General features: G+C 51.4%; 18 protein-coding genes, 2 pseudogenes and 1 riboswitch. Of the genes and pseudogenes, 6 read left to right on the forward strand and 14 right to left on the reverse strand.

What is annotated here, in order from left to right:
- The first annotated feature begins 267 nt into the window (after positions 1-267).
- Positions 268-1,218 carry a methylenetetrahydrofolate reductase gene (locus KP014_RS16240; protein WP_036590451.1) on the forward strand — a complete coding sequence of 317 codons (951 nt, stop codon included), beginning with the start codon at positions 268-270 and terminating at the stop codon, positions 1,216-1,218.
- Between the two features lie 144 nt (positions 1,219-1,362).
- Here the strand turns inward: KP014_RS16240 and thiE are convergent, their stop codons facing one another.
- The 7 genes and pseudogenes from thiE to KP014_RS16275 all read right to left on the reverse strand — a co-directional run.
- Positions 1,363-2,031, reverse strand: a complete 669-nt coding sequence (gene thiE, locus KP014_RS16245) for a thiamine phosphate synthase (RefSeq protein ID WP_090833976.1) — start codon at positions 2,029-2,031, stop codon at positions 1,363-1,365.
- A 50-nt stretch (positions 2,032-2,081) separates the two neighbouring features.
- Entirely contained in the window at positions 2,082-2,906 is an 825-nt protein-coding gene (gene thiD / locus KP014_RS16250) for a bifunctional hydroxymethylpyrimidine kinase/phosphomethylpyrimidine kinase (protein ID WP_036597895.1), read from the reverse strand.
- Positions 2,907-2,938: 32 nt separating this feature from the next.
- Positions 2,939-3,730, reverse strand: a complete 792-nt coding sequence (gene thiM, locus KP014_RS16255) for a hydroxyethylthiazole kinase (protein ID WP_090833929.1) — start codon at positions 3,728-3,730, stop codon at positions 2,939-2,941.
- 18 nt (positions 3,731-3,748) lie between these two features.
- Positions 3,749-4,804, reverse strand: coding sequence for an ABC transporter substrate-binding protein (locus KP014_RS16260; protein ID WP_036605085.1), 1,056 nt, complete (start codon positions 4,802-4,804; stop codon positions 3,749-3,751).
- The gene (locus tag KP014_RS16265) at positions 4,804-5,577 is read right to left on the reverse strand and encodes an ABC transporter permease (RefSeq protein WP_090833930.1); all 774 of its coding nucleotides are present in this window, start codon (positions 5,575-5,577) and stop codon (positions 4,804-4,806) included. The genes KP014_RS16260 and KP014_RS16265 overlap by 1 nt, the downstream gene beginning before the upstream one ends.
- Complete coding sequence (locus tag KP014_RS16270; RefSeq protein WP_036595133.1) at positions 5,558-6,319, reverse strand: ABC transporter ATP-binding protein; 762 nt, start codon at positions 6,317-6,319, stop codon at positions 5,558-5,560. Before KP014_RS16270 ends, KP014_RS16265 begins: the two co-directional genes overlap by 20 nt.
- Before the next feature lie 113 nt (positions 6,320-6,432).
- Positions 6,433-6,536, reverse strand: a riboswitch (TPP riboswitch).
- Between the two features lie 87 nt (positions 6,537-6,623).
- Positions 6,624-7,067 (reverse strand): annotated as a pseudogene (locus KP014_RS16275) (pentapeptide repeat-containing protein); the annotation flags it as partial.
- 615 nt (positions 7,068-7,682) lie between these two features.
- Here KP014_RS16275 and KP014_RS16280 point away from each other — a divergent pair.
- Positions 7,683-8,636, forward strand: a complete 954-nt coding sequence (locus tag KP014_RS16280; RefSeq protein WP_036595136.1) for an alpha/beta hydrolase — start codon at positions 7,683-7,685, stop codon at positions 8,634-8,636.
- A gap of 285 nt (positions 8,637-8,921) precedes the next feature.
- Here KP014_RS16280 and KP014_RS28850 read toward each other — a convergent pair.
- The 6 genes and pseudogenes from KP014_RS28850 to KP014_RS16310 all read right to left on the reverse strand — a co-directional run.
- Positions 8,922-9,059 (reverse strand): annotated as a pseudogene (locus tag KP014_RS28850) (S-layer homology domain-containing protein); the annotation flags it as partial.
- A gap of 81 nt (positions 9,060-9,140) precedes the next feature.
- Positions 9,141-10,154 carry an aminoglycoside phosphotransferase family protein gene (locus tag KP014_RS16290; protein ID WP_063619480.1) on the reverse strand — a complete coding sequence of 338 codons (1,014 nt, stop codon included), beginning with the start codon at positions 10,152-10,154 and terminating at the stop codon, positions 9,141-9,143.
- Between the two features lie 27 nt (positions 10,155-10,181).
- Positions 10,182-11,039 carry a pentapeptide repeat-containing protein gene (locus tag KP014_RS16295; RefSeq protein ID WP_036595139.1) on the reverse strand — a complete coding sequence of 286 codons (858 nt, stop codon included), beginning with the start codon at positions 11,037-11,039 and terminating at the stop codon, positions 10,182-10,184.
- A 389-nt stretch (positions 11,040-11,428) separates the two neighbouring features.
- Positions 11,429-12,091: an S-layer homology domain-containing protein gene (locus KP014_RS16300; RefSeq protein ID WP_036595141.1), complete on the reverse strand. Its 663-nt coding sequence runs from the start codon at positions 12,089-12,091 to the stop codon at positions 11,429-11,431.
- Positions 12,092-12,190: 99 nt separating this feature from the next.
- Positions 12,191-12,766: a hypothetical protein gene (locus KP014_RS16305; RefSeq protein WP_036595144.1), complete on the reverse strand. Its 576-nt coding sequence runs from the start codon at positions 12,764-12,766 to the stop codon at positions 12,191-12,193.
- Positions 12,767-12,842: 76 nt separating this feature from the next.
- Positions 12,843-13,712 (reverse strand): AraC family transcriptional regulator, encoded by an 870-nt coding sequence (locus KP014_RS16310; RefSeq protein WP_036595147.1) that lies wholly within the window; start codon positions 13,710-13,712, stop codon positions 12,843-12,845.
- Positions 13,713-13,985: 273 nt separating this feature from the next.
- Between KP014_RS16310 and KP014_RS16315 the strand changes: the two genes are divergently transcribed.
- Positions 13,986-14,459 carry a Fur family transcriptional regulator gene (locus KP014_RS16315; RefSeq protein WP_036595149.1) on the forward strand — a complete coding sequence of 158 codons (474 nt, stop codon included), beginning with the start codon at positions 13,986-13,988 and terminating at the stop codon, positions 14,457-14,459.
- A 125-nt stretch (positions 14,460-14,584) separates the two neighbouring features.
- Here KP014_RS16315 and KP014_RS16320 read toward each other — a convergent pair whose 3' ends face one another.
- On the reverse strand, positions 14,585-15,418 hold the full coding sequence (locus KP014_RS16320; protein WP_036595152.1) for a helix-turn-helix transcriptional regulator: 834 nt from the start codon (positions 15,416-15,418) through the stop codon (positions 14,585-14,587).
- A gap of 276 nt (positions 15,419-15,694) precedes the next feature.
- Between KP014_RS16320 and KP014_RS16325 the strand changes: the two genes are divergently transcribed.
- From KP014_RS16325 to KP014_RS16335, 3 genes are read left to right on the forward strand one after another with little or no spacing between them, the layout of a single operon-like run.
- On the forward strand, positions 15,695-16,465 hold the full coding sequence (locus tag KP014_RS16325) for a sugar phosphate isomerase/epimerase family protein (RefSeq protein ID WP_090833977.1): 771 nt from the start codon (positions 15,695-15,697) through the stop codon (positions 16,463-16,465).
- The gene (locus KP014_RS16330; RefSeq protein ID WP_051500042.1) at positions 16,458-17,591 is read left to right on the forward strand and encodes a Gfo/Idh/MocA family protein; all 1,134 of its coding nucleotides are present in this window, start codon (positions 16,458-16,460) and stop codon (positions 17,589-17,591) included. Before KP014_RS16325 ends, KP014_RS16330 begins: the two co-directional genes overlap by 8 nt.
- Positions 17,592-17,621: 30 nt before the next feature.
- Complete coding sequence (locus tag KP014_RS16335; protein WP_090833932.1) at positions 17,622-18,590, forward strand: sugar phosphate isomerase/epimerase family protein; 969 nt, start codon at positions 17,622-17,624, stop codon at positions 18,588-18,590.
- The last annotated feature ends 3 nt before the right edge of the window (positions 18,591-18,593 follow it).

The raw sequence follows: 18,593 nt of genomic DNA on the forward strand, positions 1-18,593 counted from the left end.
ATTTGTCATGATAACATAAGTAGAGTCCAAATGGCCTGAATAATGCGACAATCAAAGGATATGAGTAATTTGAGTTGAATTATTATTGATGAACTTGAATAATGACATCAGGGTAAGGAGTAACGAAGGGGAAGTTTGGAACTGTTTCAAACAAGAAATCTGGAGATGGGCAGCGGCCGGAAGTTCAAACATTCCTCGTAGTTACGACTGATATCTGATGAGAAAATCTTAAAGTTCATCTAAATAAGAGATTGGCAGGTTAAAGATATGGAGAATAGGTTGAAAGAAAAAATAATGAATAAAGAGACCGGCATTTTAACATATGGAATGACGCCGCCCAAGGCAACTCATCCCCCGGAAAAGATTGCAGAAATTTCACAAAAGCAGTGTGAAAGAATTAGAGATCTGGACATAGACGCCTTAATTCTTTACGATGTTCAGGAAGAAGCGGATCGAATTGAACAAGAAAGACCGTTTCCCTATTTGTCGACCATTGACCCGACTACGTATAGTAATGTATTTCTAAACACATTATCCGTTCCAAAAATTATTTATCGCTGCGTTGGCAAGTATTCTGAAGCGCAATTGGTGGATTGGATAAAATCCGACTTGGATCAGGACAGATTTTCTGTGTTTGTAGGCAGTTCTTCCAGTCAGCAAGAGGTTAAATTGGATTTGACAGAAGCCTATCGTTTAAGCAAACAACATAATCAAGATTTAACTTTTGGGGGAGTTGTGATTCCTGAAAGACATATGAAAAAGAATGATGAGCATATACGCGTTGCCAATAAAGTAAAAAGCGGATGCAGCTTTTTCGTATCACAGGCTACTTATGATGTAGAGGCATCGAAAAATTTCTTGTCTGATTATTTTTACTACTGTACAAATAACGGGCTGGAAATGGTGCCTATTTTATTTAATATCGCACCTTGCGGTTCCCCAAAAACGCTGGAATTTATGAAATGGTTGGGCATAAGCATTCCGAAATGGTTGGAGAACGACCTGAAATACTCCAGTGATGTATTGGACAAGTCGATAAGATTGACTCAAAAAATCTTTGCGGAACTATTGGAATTTGGATTGGAGAAGGGGATACCTGTCGGATGCAGTGTAGAGAGTGTTTCGACAAGGAAAGTAGAAATAGAAGCATCAGTACAACTGGTTAAGGATATCAAATCGATCATAGAGAAAAAGCTGAGCCCAGCCGCTGTAATCTAAGTTGGACAAGCCGCCGCAAACGCAAAAATGACATTCAAACCGTTGTTGGTTTGAATGTCATTTTTTTGTCAAATTATAGTTCCTCACGAGAGCGGAACGAATGGAAGATCAATGATCCCCTGCGGCCCTGCCGGGCAGCCCGACTTACCGGGCGGCAAGCCGGGCAAACGCCGCCGCCGCTGCCTGCGGATGCTCGGCCCCGGCAATGGCCGAAATGACCGAGATACCGTCCGCGCCTGCGGCAAGGACGGGTGAGGCATTGTCCGCGGTAATGCCGCCAATGCCGACAATAGGGATGGTAATTCCTTCTCTTCGCAAATCGCTGATCAGAATCGTGCCCTGTACCGGTCTTGCATCGTCTTTGGAGGCTGTAGGGTAGACCGGTCCGATTCCAAGATAGTCAGCTCCATCGGCAATCGCCTGCCGCACCTCCTCCGGTGTATGCGCGGATACGCCGATGATTTTACCGCCGCCTAGCTGCTCACGGAGAACCCGAGCAGGCTCATCGTCCTGACCGACATGCACCCCGTCCGCATTCAGCGCAATCGCCAGATCGATATCGTCGTTGACGATAAAGAGAACGCCGTGAGCCCGGCATATTCTTTGCAGCTCCCGTGCAAGATTAAACTTGTCTTCGCCTGTTAGCGCGCCGGGGCCTTTTTCGCGGAATTGAAAGATAGTGACCCCTCCGGCAATCGCTTCCTCAAGCACTGCGGCGGCCGGACGGCGGCAGTTGACGCTGCCCATAATGAAATACACCCGAAGCTGGCTGCGCACGTATTCGCTATCCAGTCTGCTGTCATTTCCAGTCATAGGATCGCCCGAGCCGATCAAAGGTAAGCTGGAGAATGCATCCCGTTCGCTCATCGTATCTCATTCCCTTCCGCGCGCAGCCTGCGGCCGTACGCAAAATGATTGGTCGGCCCGTGTCCCGCCCCGATGCCGAGTCCGTCCTCGATCGCCGCCCGGATAAATGCCTTGGCAGTCCGAACGGCTTCCTCCGCCGATTGGCCCTTTGCCAGCTCCGCCGTCAGCGCGGCTGAATAGGTGCAGCCCGTTCCATGCGTATGCAGGGTATCGATGCGGGGACTCTCCATGTAGACGAAATTCTTACCGTCATACATCACATCCCTAACGGCGCCGTTCCCGCTGCCGTGGCCGCCCTTAACGACGACATAACGCGAACCCATCTGCGCGATCCTTCTGGCCGCTTCCTCGCAGTCTGTCAGGCTGGCAATCGTCATTTCGGCAATGATTTCCGCTTCCGGAATATTCGGCGTTGTTACAAGAGCGAGTGGAAGCAGATGCTGGATCAGAGACTGCACCGCTTCCCGCTGAAGAAGGGAGGACCCTCCTTTGGCTACCATGACCGGATCTACAACCAGATTGTCCCATCCGTATTGGCGGATTTTGCCGGCGGCGGTCCGGATAATTTCCCCGCTGAACAGCATACCGGTCTTGACCGCATCCGGGGTCAGATCCTCGCCAATGGAATCGAGCTGCCGCGCCACAGCTTCCGTATCAAGCGGATACACGCCCTGGACCCCGAGCGTATTCTGCGCCGTTACCGCGGTCAGCGCCGACATGCCATAGACCCCCAGCTCCTGAAACGTCTTAAGGTCAGCCTGAATGCCCGCACCTCCGCCGCTGTCAGAGCCGGCGATTGTTAACGCCTTGTATACGTTCATATTTTTCGTCTCCCTTGCTGGATCATTCCTGTTTAAACTTCCCGGATTCTCGACAACTTCCCGTATTCCTCCGGCGTAAGAAGCGCCAACTGGTTCAGGAGTTCGATCTGGAAGCTGCCTGGACCCTGCTCAGCCGTCTTGGCGGCGGCGATTTCGGCGGCGACTCCGTAAAAGGAGAGGGCTTCGGCCGCTGCTTCCAGCGGGGAATCCCCGGCAACTGCCAGAAAAGCGGCTACGACAGAGCTTAGCAGGCAGCCGGTTCCGGTTACTTTGGTCAAAATGGGGTTGCCGTTGGCTGCGATATACGTTTTGTTACCGTCGGTGATAATATCCTCTTTCCCCGTAACAATGGCGATGCATCCGAGCTTTTTCGCCGCTTTTTGGGCGACTGCGGTCGTGTCGCCGTCGCCTGCGCCTGCATCCACGCCTTTAATCGACCATGTTTCCCCGATGACATTGGCAACCTCGGCTACATTGCCCCGAAGCGCGGTTATCTTCATTTCGGAAACGAGCCGATGCGTTACTTCCGTCCGGTAGACAGTAGCGCCCGCTCCTACCGGATCGAGAACCACCGGGACACCGTGTTTGTTGGCCGACTGGCCAGCCAGCAGCATAGCCTTAATGGAGTGATCGTTAAGCGTTCCGATGTTAATCAAGACAGCGCCGGACATCGCGGCGACATCCGCCACCTCTTCATGCGCATCCGCCATAAACGGCGAAGCTCCCAGAGCCAGCAGGCCGTTGGCGGTAAAGTTAGTGACGACAATATTCGTGATGTTGTGGATGAGCGGGTTATTTTCCCGAAGCTTAGTGATGAAAGACATTTGGAATTCCTCCTATTTTTATAAATTAATAAAAGCGTCCTCAGCCTTAATATCCGCAGGCAGCAGTCCGTTGCCTTCCAGCCACTGATGCACTTTATCCCAGCTTTCCGCATCCTGAAATCCGAAATCCTTATCTCCCGCGTCCATCAGCGGCAGCAGCACTTTCAGGCTCTGCGTCTCAATTTCCTTGTCGAGCGGAGCGGTCCCGTCTTCATGCGCAAGCAGGATGGACAGCGCCTCATCGGGATGCTCATTCACGTATGCTTGGCCTTCCCGCATCGCTGTCAGAAACTTGATGAAATCATCTTTATGCTGATTAATTCCCTCATCGCTTGCAACCAGCACAAGCTCGGAATAATCCGGCACGCCATATTTTGCAGGGTCAATGGAGGTGACGGGATGGCCTTCTTTTTGCAAAATGAGCTGTTCATGGTTGATGAAACCGCCCATTATGGCGTCAGTCTGCCCGGTGGAAATGGCCGGAATTAAGTCATAGCCCACATCCACAAAGTTCACCTTCTCCGGATCTCCGCCATCGGCTTTGACCATCGTCTTAACCATCGCTTCATACAGTGGAATGGAAGAATACCCCACCGCTTTGCCAGCCAAATCCTTCGGCGTATGTACGGAACTGTCCGCAGGGACCATCAGGTGAGTCAGCGGATGACGGACAATGGAGGCCAGTGCTTTCACGGGAATCTTCTCCCCCCGGGCCATCAGCACCTGCGGCTGGTAGCTCAGCGCCAGATCGACCTTGCCTGCCGCGACGAGCTTCAGCGCGTCATTCGTGTCCGCCGGCATCTGGATCTCCACATTAATTCCCCGTTTGGCGAAGAAGCCCTTTTCCTGAGCGGTGTACAAAAAAGAATGCACGGCGTTCGGGTACCAGTCGAGCATAAGCGTCAGCTTGTGCGCAGGCTCCGCCGGACTTTCGGTTTGAGAAGCGGCAGGCGAAGGAGAAGCGGAGGCCGCGGAATCGCCGGATGGCGCGGAGCCGCCGCAAGCGGCCGTTAACAGAAGAAGCGAGATAGCAGGCAGAAGCAATAAATTTTTAATACGGGTAAAAGATTTCATCAATTAGAACCTCTTTTCTTAAGAATCTGATGCTCCAGCAGCCGTACGGCCAGGAAAAGTACTACACCGAGACCCGACAGGAGAGCAATCGCTGCGAACATCTCGGCGCTGTGCAGGCTTCCCGCCATGCGGCGGCTGTAGTAACCAAGTCCGCGCGTTCCTCCCAGCCATTCTCCGATGGTTGCACCGATCACGCAGTACACCACCGACAGCTTCAGCCCCGAGAAAAAGGAGGGGAGCGCAAGCGGAATGCCGACCTTGACCAGCAGCTGCCTGCGGTTCGCGCCCATAGTCAGCAGCAGCTCCTTATAGGCGCCGCCGCTTTTGGCGAGCCCGTCGTATACGCCGACGACGACTGGAAAGAATGCGGTCAGAAAGACGACGGCGACCTTGCTCCACAGCGAATAACCGAACCACATAATAAAAATGGGGGAGAGCGCAATCAGCGGAATCGTCTGGCTGATGATGATAAAGGGATAGAGCGCTTTTTCTAATGTCCGGGAAAGGTGCATGCCGATCCCGAGCAGAATGCCGCCAACCAGCGACATCAGACAGCCGACAGCCACTTCTTCAAGCGTGGCTGGCAGATGCGTGCCCAGCAGCAGTCCGGCGTTCTGTACCAATGCGGTCCAGACCACGGAGGGTGCAGGGAGGATAAAGGACGGAACATATCCTGAGCGTACGGAAGCTTCCCACACGGCGAGAATCAACAGCAGCAGGAGAAGGAAGGCTCCGTAGCGGCGAGATCCTTCCTTAAACGGTGCGCGTTTCATACAGCCTCCGCTCCAGCTCGGCCCGCAAAGAGACAAAGCCAAGCTCGTAATTCATTTCCAGCCGCCGGGGTCTTGGCAGTCCCACGTTCAGCTCTTGAAGGGGGCCGACGCTGCCGGACGGCATCAGAAAGATGCGGTCACTGAGCAGAATAGCTTCCTCCAGATCATGCGTGATGAACATAACGGTCCGCCCCAGCTCTCCCCACAGCTCCAGCAGCCAGCGGTGCATGTCCCGCTTCGTCATGGCGTCAAGCGCGCCGAATGGCTCATCAAGCAGCATCAGCTCTCCGCCGGTCATCAGTGTACGGAGAAAAGCGGCCCGCTGGCGCATCCCGCCGGATAGCTCATGCGGATAGGCAAGCTCATAACCGGCGAGTCCGAAACGCTCCAGCATTTCCCATACCGTAGCTGCTCCGCCCTTACCGGCCCGGCCTTTGATCTCTAGCGGCAGCAGACAGTTGTCCAGCACCGTCCGCCAGGGCAGCAGCAGGTCCTGCTGAGGCATGTAGGCGATTTGGCCGAGCCGGTTCTCACCGCGGGCGCTGCCTTGCAGCGCGATTTCTCCCTGCGCCTCGGCAAGCAGTCCGGCTATCGCTTTGAACAGCGTGCTTTTGCCACAGCCGCTGGCGCCAATAATGCTGACGAATTCACCCTGGCGGACCGTTAACGAAAGATCCGAGAATACGAGCTTCTGCTGCGGAAACGAAAAAGAAAGGCGGCGGAGAGATAAAAGCTCTTCGATAGTCGGTCAACCCTCCTTATAAATGAATAAAGGCCCGTCCAAATCCGGAAGGAAATGGACGGGCCCCCAATTATCCGCCGTACAAGCGCTGGCCGTACGGGGCGTAGATAGGTAAGCTTCAGGTTCCACTTCCCTCCGCTGGTATAATCCAGATCAGGTTCCAAGGGTCCGAAGCTCGCGGCTTCGTCTCAGTCGGACGACTCCCCTAGTGAAATTGCGGTCTTTATTCGGTTATGAACTTATCAACTATACCATATTCCGGGCCGTTCCCTCAATGTACCATTTGGGTCTAACGGATTCGAAGTCACCAATGATCGGGAATGCTTACGGAAGGCAGCAGCTTGGTAGCCATATCGCCTTTAGCTGAATTAACTTGCGCCTGCGTGAGAAAAACGCTTCCTGTGAGGTCAGCGCCGCTTAAGTCGGCATCTCTAAAGTCGGCGCCGATCAGATCAGTCATTCTCATGTCGGAATCTCTCAGGTCGGATGCAATGAGCAAAGCGCCTCTCAAGTTAGCGCCTCTAAGGCCGGCTCCTCTTAGATTTGCGCCTATAAAGTTGCTTCCCCTACGGATTTTGTTCTGTAATTTTTGATTTTTATTAGGCATTGGCGCAGCTTTGGCCCGTACCCGTTCGCTTGCTTGCAGAAGCAGGTCATTGACAATCGCCCGATGGGCGGGGACGTTAAGCTCCAGAATCGAGCGCGGATTCAGACGGGTGAGCTCTTCCGTTTTTTCAAGAACATTCCGCTATGACCAAAATGAACGCTCTACTGTCTTGTGGGTGCTCTTTAAATGGCATTTCTCGTTTATCCGGTCTTCAAGTTAAAGCTGCAAAGCCGCATTATCATCAATCTTTGCCGCTTTCGCAGGATCGGCTGACATCAGCCGGTCATACATGGTCTGATCCTGAGCGCTGTCTTTTCTTTAGTGCATCTGTAGTTGAAGCGATAAACAAGCTACCAATATTTTAGTCATTTTAGATTGATTGATCTATAAAAGTGGGAAATTACCTTCCTGTAACAACTCCGTACTTGTACGTTTCTGATGGTCTGATTCAAAAAAAGAAAGGAAGTTTAAACATGAACAATAACAGATACAAGGGATTAGCGTTAATCCTGCTCGCTGTTTCCGAGTTAATGTTGGCACTTGATTATCTTTCCGCAACGATATTCTCAGCTTCATTCGGTACACTATACTTTTCCTCTTGTCTCCAGTGGGTTCGCCAAAATGATCGCCGCCGGAATGGGACTTGGTGCCATTGATTTTCAGTTTCTAACGGGGCTTTCTCAGCCGGATTGGCTTGGAACATTCATCAAGAAGCTAGTTAGCCAAAATAAAATGATAGAGGGAGAATGAAAAAACATGGAGAAAAAACCTGTTCTTGAACCGGAAGCACAAAATTTTGTTAAGGCAACAGCCAATCCGCCATTTTTATTTGATTTAGGACCTGAACAGGGGCGGATTGCGGTCGATGAAGCCCAGGCGGGCGAGGTTCAAAAGCCAGACGTGGACATTGAAGATATCAGTATTACAGGTGGTCCAAGCGGCCACGTATCCATTCGGATTCTACGTCCGAAACACGTTGCTGAGAAGAACCTGGCTGTCATTCTGTACATACATGGTGCAGGTTGGGTGTTCGGCAACGCACACACCCATGATCGGTTGATCCGTGAATTGGCTGTGAAGAGTGGAGCTGCACTTGTATTCCCGAATTACAGTCTGTCCCCTGAAGTGAAGTATCCTACGGCTATTGAAGAAATCTATGCTGTGCTGCAGTGGATCGCAGAGCACGGCAAAGAACACGGGCTTGATTCGGATCGCTTGGCCGTAGCCGGCGATAGTGTCGGCGGCAACATGACTGCGGCAATCACGCTGCTGGCCAAAGAGCGCAGTGGTCCTGCTATTGGACAACAGCTCCTTTTCTACCCGGTTACGGATGCTTCATTTGATACGGAATCCTATCATCAATTCGCCGAAGGATACTTTTTACGCCGGGACGGGATGAAGTGGTTCTGGGATCAGTATACAAGCGATTCTGAGGAAAGAAACCAGATTACGGCCTCCCCGCTGAGGGCAACTACCGAGCAGCTTCGCGGTCTTCCGCCGGCTCTGATCATTACAGCCGAAGCTGATGTCCTGCGGGACGAAGGTGAAGCTTATGCGAATAAACTTCGAGAGGCTGGTGTTGATGTCACTGCGGTACGTTATCAAGGAATAATCCATGACTTCGTTATGTTGAATGCATTATCAGACACTGCCGCAGCCAAAAGTGCAATATCTCTGGCCAGCGCTTGGCTAAAAGACGGGTTTCAATAACCCTGCCAATGAGGGGGATGTATCTTAACTTGCATCGGTGCAATAAATTCGGACCAACAGGCTACAATTTTTTAATAACTCAGTGTTAGTAGTCCTTCATAAACAATAGACCTGATGAGGAAACTCCTTATCAGGTCTGTTTGTATCAGTTTTTTTCATCCTAATTGAAAAATGACTATGATGGTCGCGATTTTTGCGAATTTCAGGAAAGACAAGCCTTATTTATCTAGGCGGACATCGAATCAGGCCGTTTTCGCGGCCCGCGAATCGTAATACTAATATGGATTACTTATTTCCGTGAGCCTTCAAATACTCCAGCGCATTATACATCATAACCGCCGCCTCGGCCCGAGTCAGCTTGCTTCCCGGATTGAATTTCCCGTCTTTATCCAGCGTGTTGATCTTGTAGACGAGGGAACGCTGATGCCGCCTTGGTATGAAAATGTGCGGAGAAAAGCGGCCCGCTGGTACATTCCGCCGAACTACTCATACGGGTAGGCCAGTTCATACCCGGCGAGTCCGAAACGCTCCATCATGTCCCATACCCTGGGCACTCCGTCCTTGCCGGTCCGGCCTTTGATCTCCAGCGGCAGCAGACAATTCAATGTACCATTTGGGTCTAACGGATCCGAAACCGGCATGATCCTCCATCACGCGATGGATTCTGGCCATCATACCGTCTGTCTCTTCAGGTACGAACTTAATGCTCCATACCACGGACGATATAAGGGCCATCGCCATATAGAGGGAATACAGCTGCCAGAACATTTCATCCGGTTCTTGTCCCTGATGATATCCTTTAATCTGCCCTATGCAAAAAGGGTGGCTGACCTCCGAACTGAATAAACCGACTTTGATGAATTCATGCACAGGGTCGCCAAAGTCCAGCCGGTTAAAATCGATAATGCCCGCCAGACGCCGATCTTGGACGATAAGATTTCCCGTATGGAAGTCGTCATGCTGAAGCAGGTTGGCCGACTCCTTCATCAGCGGAAGGCGGCTCTCAATGAACTCCATCACTTTGTCGCCGCCGCGGATACGCTGCCCGAGTCTATCGTATTCTTCCATATAGCGCCGATGCTTTGCCGTTTTTCGTTCGGCCCACGAGGACATTCCGGGCGGCGCCTTGCATTGATGAATGATTCTTAGTTCATTTCCCGCTCCGTATCCGATGCGATATTGATCTTCAGCCGAATAAAGCGGCAGTTGATCCTCGGCATCTGCGCCTTCTATATATGTAAGAACATAGTAGCCGAGCCCGGCGTCCGGTAATCGTCCGATTTCCAGCGGCCTTGAACATTTGACGCCGTAGGCTTCCATCGTTTTCAGCACCTCGAATTCAGTCTGCTTATTCCGATATAGTCCGCCATCGAAGATCCTCAGCAGATAGCTGCTGCCGTTCTGCATCACCCGATATTTATGATCGCCGGAATAACCTTTATTTATCGGTATGATGGTTGCTCCGGTGTGCAAAAAAGGAATGCTGCGAAGTGTTTTTTCTGCAACACTGCCATCCATCGTTTGGAGCCTCCTTCGATCGCACCATTATTTTGACCAATGATCAGGAATCCTTAAAGAAGGCGGAAGCTTGGTATTCATGTCGCCTTTAGCTGAGTTAACTTGTGCTTGCGTAAGAAAAATACTTCCTGTGAGATCAGCGCCGCTTAAGTCGGCATCTCTAAAGTCAGCGCCGATCAGATCCGTCACTCTCATGTCAGCATCTCTCAGGTCGGATGCAATAAGCAAAGCGCCTCTTAAGTTAGCTCCTCTAAGGGCCGTCCCTCTTAAATTTGCACCAACTAAGTCAGTTCCCTTGCGTATTTTGTTCTGCATTTTTTGGCTTTTATTATGCCCCGGTGCAGCTTTTGCCCGTACTCGTTCACTTACTTGCAGGAGCAGAACATTAACAATCGCCCGATGGGCGGGGACGTTAAGCTCTAGAATCGAGCGTGGATTCAGACGGGTGAGATCTTCCGTTTGTTCGAGAGCATTCTGCAAGTCTTTATGAATCGGCAGAGTCTCTTCCAAACCGAGCGCTTCATCCAAGTAACTTAGCATTTCATGCAGCTGCTGCATAATAGGGAATACCTTAAACATTTCCTGAGCCAACACCGGATGATCCCGCCAATCGTTTCCCGCATAGGTGATTTGGGATACCTTTTGACCCGCACCAAAGCATTCATATACGGCGCACCCTCGAAAGCCTTTTGTTCTAAGGTCTTTATGAATACCGCAGCGGAAATCGGACTGAAGGTTTGGGCAGGGAGTGCCCCCGGCTTTATCCACGGCAAAATCGGCCGATTTGGCATACGGCAAAGCTGCACAGCACAAACCAAAGCATTGTTCGCAATCTGCGCTTAAATGATTAATCGTGTTGCCGCTAGGAGTTCTTTGATTAGACATTGCCAACACTTCCTTTATGAGAAACTACTTTATAGTTTATAAAGGAATAGTGCTGGAAGTAAACAATCTTTCATTTATTCCTGAACAGAAGATGAGAGAGACCCTCTGAAGCTGCCATACAGGTTTTTTATGCACTTTTTTTAGCGGAAATTAGATTTACCAAAGTAATATAAAAAGGAAAAACTATACATGCACCAATCAATACCAATCCAACTGCTGGAAGCGGCTTTTCTCCGGGATTCGTAATTGGAAATAACGAAGCAAAGATATAAATATATAGCGCATAATAAGGAATCCAAAAAATACAGGTCAAATATTTGGTTCGGCGATTTCCTAATTGATGTTTCGTAAGAAAATAAAATGAAAATGATTAGCCTTATCCATACGAGTTACTTATTCCCGTGAGCCTTAAAATACTCCAGCGCATTATAGAGCATAACGGCCGCCTCGGCCCGTGTCAGCTTGCTTCCCGGATTGAATTTCCCATCCTTATCCAGCGTGTTGATCTTGTATACGAGGGACCGCTGAATAGCGCCTTGGTTCGAAGGATTGATTTGGTCTTCATCGGTGATTTCCGCCGGAGCAATTTTGATCATCGGCAGAATGTTGCCTTTTTCGAGCCCTTGAACGAGAAGAACGGTGAACTGCTCTTTGGTCATCGGTTCCTTGGGATCGATATCCTCAGGGATTTCAACACCGTTATAGTACGCGTTAATAAAAGCCTGGGCATACCACGAGTCATCCTTGACCTTGGTGAAAATATCGCTTGCTACGGGAGCCTTTACGAATTTAATGGCGTCAAGATTAAGCTCCAGACCGCCCGAAATAAACTGGATGCCCTCCGCCGAGCTTATGACAGACTTGGGAATAAAATACAATCCGTATACTCCTTTAACGAGTCCGCGGTCTTTCAGACTTGCGATCTTCGCTTTACCCTGAATCGAATCGATATCAGTGAATTCGCTGCCGGCGGCAAAGCTCGCGCCTCCTGCCGAGAGCATCATTATTGCGCTGATTGAAAAGGCTGCGAAAGATTTTTTTGTCGATAACATATTGCTGCACCTCCTGCTGAGTACGGCTTAGGAAGCCGTCATATTCCCTAAACGGAGGACAGGCCGGAAAGGTTGCGGGAGGGAGCCCGGAAAGGTTAATTAATCCAACTCCCGGAACAAAAGATTTCGATAAGGGTAAGGGGAACCGCTGTATTTAAACAGGAGAGCAATTCCCGACTCCTCAATCTTCACCGACCGCAGCGAGCGGGTGCAGACCAGGCCGCGAACCATGCATGCAACAGCCTTGCGGTCACCCCGGCGAATGGCCCGGGCAAGAGCGGCGGCGAAATTCCGGTTAAAGGCCAGCTCGCGGTACAGCGGCAGGACAGCGCGGGCAATCCGGCGGTGAATCTTAGTACTGAACGTAAACTGAACCAATCCCGGCGGGATGGTAGTACCGTTCGTATATGACGCAATCGGCAGCGGAAATGTATAGGTAATAAAATAACCGATGGCGTTCGTACCGTACCCCTGCCGTGCAGCCAAAGGCGCCACAAGCTTCAGCAGAGAAGCCATAAGTCTCAAGTCGGCGCCGACGACCGCGCGGGACCAAGCGTTTGCATAGCTCCGGTTCCCGGCGATTGCCCGGTAGAACGGCAGCATGCCCCTCGCTACTTTGACCAATATGTCCGCTGTAACGAACGCATCATTTTTTTTCGTCTTCTTAAAAAGCATCCGGTTGATCCTCCCTTACAGATACTGATCTGTTATAAGGTATGGGCTCCGGGTACACATCCGTATGGGCTTTTGCTTAAGCAAGCGGAATAAATATTTTGATCCTCATGTCATCTGGGAACGTGGAGTTCCGCACATCGGTCACTTCAAAATCAGGTCCTTCCCCGCGATCGTAATTGGAATGGGGAAGCCATACGCCGTAGATGAAGTCCCGTATCTTCTGAATTTGCCCTGCCGGGCCATAGGCTTTGAATTCGGCGTATTTTCCTTCCGGCAGATCGAATTTGACGTATTGACTGTCCGGCGCGTCCGCACATTCCCCGGCTTCCTCACCTACAATAAAGGAGAATCCGCCATCATCCTGAAAGCTGCAGGAAATCCCGTAGACCCTATCGGGCGCCAGTCTGTACGGGATATGCAGATATCGGCCGTTCCTTCCGAATTCATCGTAAAAGCCGGGAATGTCCCGGTAATGCCGTCCTTCATTCAGATCAGTTGAATATTCGCATCCGATGACCCATATGCGGTTCAAATGGACAATTTCCGGTTTGCCCATCTCGAATTCTTGGTCTTTACTTCCGGGATCATTCAGGAAGCTGATCGGAGGTTGCCCGGCGAAGGTCGGATTCTTCTTCCTGTATTTCCCTGGCGTCATCCCGGCAAAGCTCTCGAAAGCGCGCGTAAAGGCCTCCTGCGAATGATACTGATAGGCCAGGGCAACCTTGAGAATGCCTTCATCCGAATCCAATAGAAGGCGGGCCGCTTCGGTGAGCCTGCGTTTGCGGATGTACTCCTGTACGGTAAAGCCCGATATAGCGAGAAAAAGTCGCTGAAAGTGGAAGGGGGAGAAGGAGGCCGAAGAAGCGATGTCCCGCATCCCGATTTCCTTTTGAAGATTCCGCTCGATATAATCCACGGCTTTTTGAATTTGCTGATAGTAATGCATGGCGGCAGTCCTTTCTGCGATTTTCTGGATTTAGGACCATTATAAGCGGAGCGCTCGCGGTTTTTTTGACTTGAAATGCGGTCCTTTAGAGCGGTTGCTGCGGCTTGCCTCTTTCCTTTTTGCTGTGCATTTGATATGCTTATTATAATAATTCTTATCTAGGAAGTTTTACGATTAAAGTTTTACGATTAGACATTAGGAAATTTAACCAGACTAAAACATGCTTCGTCAGAGGCGAGCAAGACTTTACCGTCCGAAAGGGAGGAATTTGTCATGAATCCTATGGATACGATCACCCAGCAGTTTACCGCGCATAACTATAAGCTGACCTCGCAGCGCGAAGCCATCGTCAAGGTGCTTCTAGACAACGAGAAGGATCACTTAAGTGTCGAAGAGGTATATATGCTCGTTAAGGGGAGCTATCCGCAGCTTGGACTAGCGACAGTATACCGGACGCTTGAACTGTTATGCGAACTTCATCTCGTTGAGAAAATGAACTTCGGCGACGGTGTCTCCAGATACGACCTGCGCAGCGAAGATCATGATCATATGCATCATCATCTAATCTGCGATTCCTGTGGCAAGGTGGCTGAGATCAAGGACGACTGGCTTGCGGAGCTGGAGGAGAAACTGGAGAAAGAATACGGCTTCTCCGTAACTGATCACCGCCTCGATTTCAAAGGCACTTACCGGATCTGCACCGGCAGCGGATGCAAACGCCCGAAGGAAGGTCAGGCGATATCGTAAGCAGGCATAACCGGGAGAAGCCATCATTCGATACTTGAAGATTATGAGGAAGAGGGAGTGTTCGGCCGGAAAGGCTAGGACGCCCCCTTTTTTTTGCCTATTTAAAATCACTGGCCCATCCTACCCTACATAAGCGCAGGCGCATCCATCTCCCTGCTATGCGTGCGGAACTGTTTTGGCGACATGCCATACCGTTTGCGGAACTGCCGGTGGAAATAAGTATAGTTCACGAAACCGCAGGCTTCTGCGATATGCTCCAAGGGCATCGGACTGTATACGATCCGCTCCCGAGCCATTTCCAGACGGACTTCATTTACATATTTGACGATGGTTGTGCCGAAGGCCTCCTTGAACAGATGGACGGCACGCGAGACGGAGATGCCGACATAGTCCGCGACGTCTTCCAGATGGAAGGAAAGTGCCGCATTTTCCTCAACAAACTGCTTCATCCGGTAAGCCAGATATCCCCTTGTAGAGACGGAGGGGCGGTCCACGGTAAGACGGTCGATTTCCATGCACAGAATTTGCAGGTAACAGCTTGAAATTTCCGGGGAAAAATCGGACAGGCGGCGCTGCTCCAGCACGAGCTGGCGGAATAGTCCAATTAATGCGTCATTCAGCGGGATATGCATAAGCGAAGGCCGAAGGCGGCTGTTCCACCACCGGTCAATCCATTCCCCCCGGCAAAAGATATGATAATCCCCGCTTTCAACGCGCGGCTCGCCCAGCGGATATTTCTCTTTGTCGATAATCAGATTGTACGGAACGCCTGGCGCAATGAGCATCAGGCCGCCGCTCTCCACACGTGTGATCTCGCCGTCAATCAGGGCGCTGCAGCCCCCTTCGGTCTGAAGACGAATGAGATAATGGGGGAAGCCTTCCGCTTCCGACATCTGGAAAGGTTTATGATGGAAGGAGAATCCGGCGGTTAAAATAGTACAAGGTGCGTCGCTTGTCATAAGTCCTCCTAATTTAGTTAAAAGATAATCAGATTGTTCATGTTTTAATCATATTATTCATTTTATTATATTTGCTTTCAGATTACGATGATACTAGTTCTCGGGCAGCGAAAAAAATTCAAAAAAACGCAAAAACTGCCCAAAAATCCAAGGGAACCTGCGTGCCTTGGCGTTTTGCTCCCGGGAGGATCAAGAGTGCTGATGCCGTATAGATTAGCTCTTTTTGTTCAGGTAGACAACAATGCTCAATTACATTCTGCGGGAGTGATTACAAAAATGGTGAAGATCGGTTTGCAGCTCTATACGCTCAGAGAAGAACTGGAAAGGGACTTCGAAGGCACTCTGCGCAAGGTGGCCGAACTGGGCTACAGCGGCGTCGAATTTTTTGATTATTTCGGCCGGAGCGCTGCAGAAGTTAAAGCACTGCTTGAGGAAACCGGGTTGACCGCTATAGGAGCGCACAGACCTTATGATGTTCTACTCAAGAATGCGGATGCCGAGATCGACTACATACTGAAGATTGGCAGCCCTTATCTGATCGTGCCCTACCTAACTGAGGAACAGCGGAGCGATTGGGGCAGTGTTGCGGCCAATTTACGGACTCTCGGAGAGAAATGTAAGGAGAAAGGCGCCATACTGCTATATCACAACCATGATTTTGAACTGCGGGAGAAGAGCGGCGGATTGACGGCATTCGACTATCTGTACCGGGAAGTGCCGGAAGATTTTCTCCAGGTTGAAATGGATACCTGCTGGGTGTATTACGGCGGTTACGATCCCGTGCAGTATATCGGCAAGTACGCGGGAAGGCTTCCCCTGGTTCATCTGAAAGATATGAAGCAGTTGGAAGACGGTTCCGCTGAAACGGTGGTGCTTGGCGAAGGTGAAGTGGATCTTGCCGCTATTCTGAAAGCGTCGGAACAGGCTCGCGTCAAGTGGGCCATTGTGGAGCAAGACTTCTGCAGCCGACCGCCGCTGGACAGCGTGGCGGATAGTATAAAGTGGCTTGAAACAAACTATAAACAAGGAGGCAATATTCATGTCTAAAACACTTAAAATCGCAATTATCGGCTGCGGAGGTATCGCGAAGGGCAAGCACTTGCCAAGTCTCTCGCGCCAAAAGAACGCCGAACTGGTCGCTTTCTGCGACATTATCGAAGAGCGGGCGCAGGAAGCCGCAGAAAAGTATGGCGCGGAAGGCGCCAAGGTGTATACGGACTTCCGCAAGCTGCTTGAAGCCGGCGGCATCGACGTGGTGCATGTATGTACGCCGAACGACAGCCACTCGGTAATTACGGTTGCCGCGCTTGAAGCCGACTGCCACGTGATGTGCGAGAAGCCAATGGCGAAGACGACGGCTCAGGCGCAGGAAATGCTGGACGCCGCCCGCCGGACCGGCAAGAAGCTGTCTATCGCCTACCAGAACCGTTTCCGCAACGACAGCCAATATTTGAAGGAAATGTGCGAGAACGGAGAGCTGGGCGAGGTTTACTATGCCAAGGCAATCGCACTGCGCCGCCGCGCGGTGCCGACTTGGGGCGTATTCCTGGACGAAGAGAAGCAGGGCGGAGGCCCGCTGATCGACATCGGCACGCATGCGCTCGATTTGACGCTGTGGATGATGGACAACTACAAGCCGCGCAGCGTAACTGGCTCGGTGTTCCATAAGCTCGGACACCGGGAGAACGCCGCCAATGCATTCGGACCGTGGGACCCGGAGAAGTTCAAGGTTGAGGATTCCGCGTTCGGCTTCATTACGATGGAGAACGGAGCGACGATTGCGCTGGAATCGAGCTGGGCGCTGAACGTTGCCGAGTACGGCGAAGCGAAGACGCTGCTGTGCGGAACCGAAGCAGGCGCGGACATGACCGACGGGCTTCGCATTAACGGCGAACGCTCCGGCCGTCTGTATGAGACGAATATCGAGCTTACTCCGGGCGGAGTCGCTTTTTATTCGGGCGATGAAGAGAGCGAGGCGGACCGCGAAGCGCGTCTGTGGCTCGAAGCGGTGGCTCTGGATAAGGAACCGCTGGTTAAGCCGGAGCAGGCGTTTGTGGTTACGCAAATTCTGGAGGCCATTTACGAATCCGCCCGCACAGGACGGACCGTATATTTTGACGGAACCCAGGACAATGAGCCCCAGGAAGCCGCTCAAGCGGTGCTGCATAAATAAGACGATAAACGGAGAGGGGAAACACAATCCATGAAACTTGGCGTATTTTTGGTACTGTTCGGGGGCCGCAAGCTGGAGGATGCACTGGACTATGTGGCGGAAAAAGGAGTTAAAGCGGTGGAGATCGGCACGGGAGGCAATCCCGGAAAAAGACACTGCGATCCGAAGCTGCTGCTTGAAGACGAGCGGGCACTTAAGGAATTCAAGCATGCGGTGGAGTCGAGAGGGCTTATCATCAGCGCGCTCAGCTGCCACGGCAACCCGCTGCATCCGCAAAAAGCGCTGGCGCATAAGGATCACGAGGATTTCTTGAACTCGGTGAAGCTGGCAGAGAAGCTGGGAGTTCCGGTTGTCAATACGTTCTCCGGCTGCCCCGGAGACCATGAGGATGCGAAATATCCGAACTGGCCGGTTGCACCTTGGCCGAATGATTTTCAGGAAGTGCTGAAATGGCAGTGGGAGAATAAAATCATTCCATACTGGACGGAGACGGGGGCTTTTGCGGCGGAGCATGGCGTCAAAGTCGGCCTTGAGCTGCACGGCGGCTTCTCGGTCCATACACCTGCAACTCTGCTCCGCCTGAGAGAAGCGGCGGGCGAAGTGATCGGCGCGAATCTGGACCCGAGCCATATGTGGTGGCAGGGTATCGACCCCGTACAGGCTATTCATATCCTAGGCCGTGCCGGAGCGATTCATCACTTCCATGCCAAGGATACGGTCATTGATCCAGTCAATGTGAACAAGTACGGTCTAACTGATATGCAGACCTATGACAACATGCTGGACCGCGCCTGGCAGTTCCGCACCGTCGGCTTCGGCCATGATCTGAAGACTTGGGCGGATATTGTCAGCGCGCTTCGCCTGGTTGGATATGATTACGTCGTCAGCATTGAGCATGAAGACGGGCTGATGTCGATCAACGAAGGTTTCTCCAAAGCAGTCGACAATCTGAATCAGGTGCTGATTCAAGAGCAGCTCGGCGAAATGTGGTGGCTGTAAGGA

Origin of the sequence: Paenibacillus sophorae (assembly GCF_018966525.1) — a bacterium.
In the GTDB taxonomy this organism is placed as follows: domain Bacteria; phylum Bacillota; class Bacilli; order Paenibacillales; family Paenibacillaceae; genus Paenibacillus_AQ; species Paenibacillus_AQ sophorae.